Source organism: Rhodopseudomonas sp. BR0C11 (genome assembly GCF_010820945.1).
Classification (GTDB): domain Bacteria; phylum Pseudomonadota; class Alphaproteobacteria; order Rhizobiales; family Xanthobacteraceae; genus Rhodopseudomonas; species Rhodopseudomonas palustris_H.
This window is the reverse complement of record NZ_QTKI01000343.1, coordinates 1-5,239: the sequence shown is the minus strand read 5'-3', so window position 1 is coordinate 5,239 and position 5,239 is coordinate 1. Positions and strand designations below refer to the sequence as shown.

8 protein-coding genes are annotated in these 5,239 nt (G+C 65.4%); all 8 read left to right on the top strand.

The genetic code is table 11. The features are described 5' to 3' along the window. On the top strand, positions 1-614 hold a 614-nt coding region (locus DYI24_RS20530), incomplete at its 5' end, for a phage portal protein (RefSeq protein ID WP_164573629.1). Beyond that, a complete protein-coding gene (locus DYI24_RS20525; protein ID WP_164573628.1) occupies positions 614-874 on the top strand; it encodes a gpW family head-tail joining protein in 261 nt (86 codons plus the stop codon). The genes DYI24_RS20530 and DYI24_RS20525, both read left to right, overlap by 1 nt. A gap of 10 nt (positions 875-884) precedes the next feature. After that, positions 885-1,808 (top strand): S49 family peptidase, encoded by a 924-nt coding sequence (locus tag DYI24_RS20520; RefSeq protein WP_164573627.1) that lies wholly within the window; start codon positions 885-887, stop codon positions 1,806-1,808. Between the two features lie 2 nt (positions 1,809-1,810). Further along, complete coding sequence (locus tag DYI24_RS20515; RefSeq protein WP_164573626.1) at positions 1,811-2,329, top strand: hypothetical protein; 519 nt, start codon at positions 1,811-1,813, stop codon at positions 2,327-2,329. 15 nt (positions 2,330-2,344) lie between these two features. Continuing rightward, on the top strand, positions 2,345-3,004 hold the full coding sequence (locus DYI24_RS20510; RefSeq protein ID WP_164573625.1) for a head decoration protein: 660 nt from the start codon (positions 2,345-2,347) through the stop codon (positions 3,002-3,004). A 14-nt stretch (positions 3,005-3,018) separates the two neighbouring features. Beyond that, complete coding sequence (locus tag DYI24_RS20505) at positions 3,019-4,047, top strand: major capsid protein (protein WP_164573624.1); 1,029 nt, start codon at positions 3,019-3,021, stop codon at positions 4,045-4,047. Positions 4,048-4,194: 147 nt separating this feature from the next. Further along, entirely contained in the window at positions 4,195-4,608 is a 414-nt protein-coding gene (locus DYI24_RS20500; protein WP_164573623.1) for a hypothetical protein, read from the top strand. 12 nt (positions 4,609-4,620) lie between these two features. Beyond that, positions 4,621-5,239 (top strand): hypothetical protein (locus DYI24_RS20495; RefSeq protein WP_164573622.1); only part of this gene is annotated, 619 nt, incomplete at its 3' end.

Sequence of the window (5,239 nt, the reverse complement as noted above, 5' to 3'; positions counted from 1 at the left end):
CGCACTTGGCGCCGGATGAGGAGCTGAAGCTGCACGGCGTCCAGACGCCGGGGCCGCAGTTTCTCCCGGTGAGCGCGGAGCTATCGCGCGGCATGGCCCGCGCCATCGGCATCAGCTTCGGCGGCTACACCATGAACCACGAGAAGGCGACCTATTCGTCCGTGCGGATGGAGACCGCCTCGATCTGGCCGGTGGTGCTGCGCCGGCGCGAGCGTTGCGCCGCTCCGATCCAGCAGGCGATCTATGAAAGCTGGCTGGACGAGGAGATCGGCGAGGGCCGGATCCCGCTGAAGGGCGGTTACGACGCGTTCCGTGCCAATCGGGATGCTCTGTTGTGGGCCCTGCATCAGGGGCCAGCGAAGCCGACCGCCGATGATCTGAAGAGCGCGAAGGCGTCGAGCGAGCGACTGTACAACGGCACGTCGACCGTAGCCGACGAATGCGCCGAGATCGGCAAGGATCCCGACGAAGTGTTCGAGCAGCGCAAGCGCGAGCACGACAAGTACGTCGCCGCCGGCATGCCGTCGCCGTTCCTGCGCAAGCAAGACGCGGGGGCGGATGTAGCGGCCGATCAGCAGCAGGATGCGCAACCGCAACCGAGCGAGGCGGTCTGATGGTGAACCTTGTCACCATCAACGGCGCCTCGGTTGATTTCGACGATCCCTGCGCCGTCGCCGCCGCCCTGAAGCGTGCGGAGATGGAGATTACGCTCGGCGGCGGTGTGATCGCCGCGCGGTTCGAGGATCACGAGGTGAGCTGGACTGCGGCCAATCTCTCCAGGCTGCAGGACTTGATCGCCGACTACGAGCGCAAATGCGCGGCCGCGCAGGGCGTCCGCACCCGCTACGCCAAGCGGCTGCGCTTCATCCGCTGAAGGACACGCGATGGATCTGGCTTATCCGCATCTCTGCGGCCAGCTGTTCGAGCAGCCGCTGATGTACGATCCGCGCAAGGCGGAGGTGGTGCTGCGCGCGCTTGGGCCGCAGCTCACAGGTCAGTCGGTCACCATCGTCAACGGTGCCGGCGGCATCGATCACGTCGCCTTCGCGAACGGCCGCCCATCCGCCGGCGTGATCGGCGATCGCATGGGCCGCGCCTACGATCGCAACGGATATGCCCCGTTCGATATGGTCGACGGCGTCGCGATTATCCCGATCGAGGGATCGTTGGTGCAGAAGGGCGGATGGATCGGCGCGGCGTCGGGGGAGACATCGTATCAGGGGCTGCAGACGCAGATCGCGCGGGCCAAGCGCAATGCGGACGTTAAGGGCGTGGTTGTCGAGGTCGATTCCTTCGGCGGTATGGTCAACGGCGTTTTCGAGACAGCGGCCGCTCTCGCGGATCTTTCGAAGGCGAAGCCGACGATCGCGATCCTCACGGACTATGCCTATTCGGCAGCCTATCTGCTCGCCAGCCAGTGCCGCCAGATCGTCGCGCCAATGTTCGGCGGTGCCGGCTCGATCGGCGCCGTGATGCTGCATGCCGATTATTCCGGCGCGCTGGAGCAGGAAGGCATCAAGGTCACGCTGATTAAGTCCGGCGCTAACAAGGTCGATGGAAATCCCTACGAGCCGCTTCCGGCCGAGCAGAAGGCGCGTTGGCAAGCCCAGGTCGATAATGTGCGCGATCAGTTCGCTGCCGTCGTTGGCAAGGGCCGCGGCAAGCGCATGACCAAGGCCCAGGCGTTGAAGACTGAGGCGCAGGCCTTTACCGCAGCCGAGGCGCTCGATCTCGGACTAATCGACGCCGTCGGCGATGGGCAGGAGGCCTTCGCGGCCTTCGTCAAGGAAGTCAACCGGAGATCCTGATCATGGCGAATAGCCTCTTGGCCGCCGTCCACAGTGCTGTGGCCGGTTCGGTCGATGCTGGGCTCGATGAGCCCGAAACCAGCGCCCTGGCGCTCAACAACGGAGGCCACATGGCCGCAACGACTGTGCCCGCCGGGGGCAATCCCAATCCCGGCATTTCACAGGCCGATCACGACGCCGCGGTGAGCGCCGCGCGCGCCGAGGGCTTCACCGCCGGTGCCAAGGAGGCAACCGATCGGCTGTCTGCCGCGCTCGGCGCCGAAGGCGTCAAGGGCGATGCCGGCCGCATGGCCGCCGCGCTCGATCTCGCCGTCAAGTCGCCCGGCATGTCCGGCGCCGACGTCGCCGCCTTCGTGGTGGAGAATGTCGCCGCGGCGAAGCCCGCCAACAGCGCCGCCGCCGACTACGCGCAGCAGCGTACCGCGGCGGCAGGCCTGGCGGCGCCGGAGGCCAAGACCGACGGCAAGAGCGACAAGTCCGCGCTCGCGGCGGCCGTCGCCAACACCAACAAGCGCCGGTAAGGGAGGCACTCAGTCATGACGACTTTGAGCGAGAATATCTATCGCACCGGCGGCTACATCGTCTCCGAGGCGAGCGGCTACCGCTCGCGCGAGCAGGGCATCATCAAGGCAGGATCTGGCGTGCTGCTGGCCGGTGCCCCGCTCAGCCTGCTGACGCCGGACACCGGCGCCGTGACTGTCGGCGCCGCAGTGTTCACCGGCACGGGCAACGGCGTTTTCACGCCGGCGAACCCGGCCTATGGGGCCGGCGTCAAGGAGGGCGACTATGTCGTGCGCCTGATCGAGGCCGGCGCCAATGCCGGTCAGTTTGAGGTCAAGCGCCCGGACGGCACGATCGACGGCTTCGCCTCGGTCGGCGTGGCCTATGACGGGCAGATCAAGGGCACCTTCGGCGACGGCACCACTGATTTCGCTGGTGCAGCGCAGTTCGTGATTCCGGTGTCGATCGCCAACCCGACCGGCGTCGGCAAGTACGTGCCCTACGACGGTTCGCGACCGGCCGTTGCGATCCTCTACGAGGGTTGCAACGCGACGGATGTCGATGTCCGCCGCACCTTCACTGCCCGCGACACCGAGGTCACCACTGCCGAGCTGCAGTGGGCTTCCGGCGTCACGAGCGATCAGAAAACCGCCGCGCTGGCCTCCCTGGCGTCGCTCGGCATTATCGGCCGCTAAAGGAGCGAACCGCCATGGCACTTGTCACCGATATCTTCAACCAGAACGGCTGGGGTGCGATCGAATTCCACGAGGAGATCGTGGAGCGGGTCGACCACAAGCCGCAACTGCTCGGCACGCTCGGCTTGTTCGAACCGATCTATTCGCGCTCGCGCACCATCGCGATCGCCGAGAAGGACCGCACGCTGACCCTGATCCCGACTTCCGCCGACGGTTCGCCGCCGCAGGAGCTGGAAGTCAAGGCAGGTGATCTGAAGACCTTCAACGCGGTGCGTCTCGCCAAGGGATCGACGATCTTGGCGTCCGAGATGGCCGGCGTTTTGGCACTGCCGTTCGATCAGCAGACCAAGGATGTCGCGCAGGAGGTCACCGACCGTACTGCGTCGATCATGGACGATCTCGAACTGACCTGGGAGCACATGCGGTTCGGCGCGATCCAGGGCAAGGTGCTCGACGCCGACGGCTCCACGGTGCTGCACGATTGGTACAGCCTGTGGGGTATCAGCGAGGCGGCCGAGATCAACTTCGAGCTCAACGTCGACACGACCGACGTGCGCAAGAAGTGCCGCGACGTCAAGCGCGCGATGATGAAGAAGGCCAAGGGCGTGTGGACGCCCGGCACCCGCGTCGGCGCGCTGGTCGGCGACGAGTTCTTCGATCTCCTGGTCAATCACAAGCAGATCAAGGAGACCAAGCTCGGCAACGAACGCGCACCGCTGCTGGAGAACATCGAAGGCTATTCGGCGATCGAGATCGAGGGCATCACCTTCATCAACTATCGCGGCACCGACGACGACTCCACAATCTCGATCGCGACCACCAAGGCGCGGTTCTTCCCGATCGGCGCCCGCGGCGCTTTCAAGGTCGGCTACGCCCCGGCGAATGAGTTCAAGCCGTATCTCAACCAACGCGGTCGCGAGTATTACGGCCTGATGCTGGCTGATACCTCCGGCCGTGAAGCCTGGGACCGTGTCGAGTTGTACAGCTATCCGCTATTCATCCCGACTCGCCCCGAGATGCTGCTGCGGGCCAAGCAGCAGTAATTACAACCAGAGAGCGGCGAAGCGACATCGTCAATACGCGGACGGACCAAAAACGGCCGATGGCCAGCTCTCACGGAAAGCCCGGCGGAAGCGCCGGGCTTTTTGCGTCATAGGGCAGAGTTACTTCCGCCGGATGATTGCCCCGCCATGCCGTCTCCCTTCGATATCGCCGCCGCCAAGGCATCGAGCGCGATTGATCGCGTGTTTGGTGAGGAGGAAGGGTTCGCGTTGATCGCGATGGCTGAGCAGGATGACGTCAATCTGCCGCGCGGGATCGACGTGTCGCGGCCGTCATTCGTCATCACCGGCGCTTACCGGGCGCCGAGCGGGTCCAAGTTCATGCAGGCGCGCAGCCCGTTCCAGGAGGATCGTGCGCCGAAAGCTTCAATCAGCACCCCCCACGTTTCCTTCGCGTCAGCGTCTCTGCGCTGGCCGCTGAGGCCCAAAGACGTGGTGATGCGCAATCGCACCGGCGAACAGTTCGAGATCACCAAGGTGCTACCCGATGGCGCCGCGCGCACCATCGTTCACCTGACGGCGCGGCAGCGCTCCGACATTTGACGGCTGGTTATCATGTCCCTCGCTCGCACCGCTCTGCGCCTGCTCGCCGTCGCCATCGTCCAAGGCGAAGCGGGCAAACACCCCACGATCGCGGAGGGGCGCGTTTACGATAGTCGCGTCGATGATCTGGCGCCGGAGCAGTGCGACTCCGATGCGATGCCGACGGTGATCATTCTGACCGACGCGGACGAGGGCGATGCGCTCTCGGCGCAGAACGGTGGCCCTCCGTTCGGCCGCCTGGTCGATGTCAGCATCCAGCTCGGGATGATCCAGTCGCTTCGGCAGGGCAAGGATTTCATCGTCGGTTATCCGGACACCGACGCGCGGCTGGAGGCGGCGTTGGACCTGCTGGAGCACCAGGTGGTCCGGCGCTTCGGTCACGAGCTCGATGCGTTGCCGGTCCTGTTTCGCCGGCTGGTGCGTATCCGCAAGCGCAACAGCAATCGGGAAGTTCTGTCGGATGCCGGTATCAAGCTCGCTTGCCGCGTGCTGACGCTGCAGTGCCAGTTCAAGGACGACGATCATCTGCCGACCGATCCGGCGGCGACAGGATTCGACCTGCTGCCGCCGATGCTGCGCGAGGTCGCCAATGCGCTGCCGGTGGAAAGCGCCGGGCGTGACACCTGCAAGG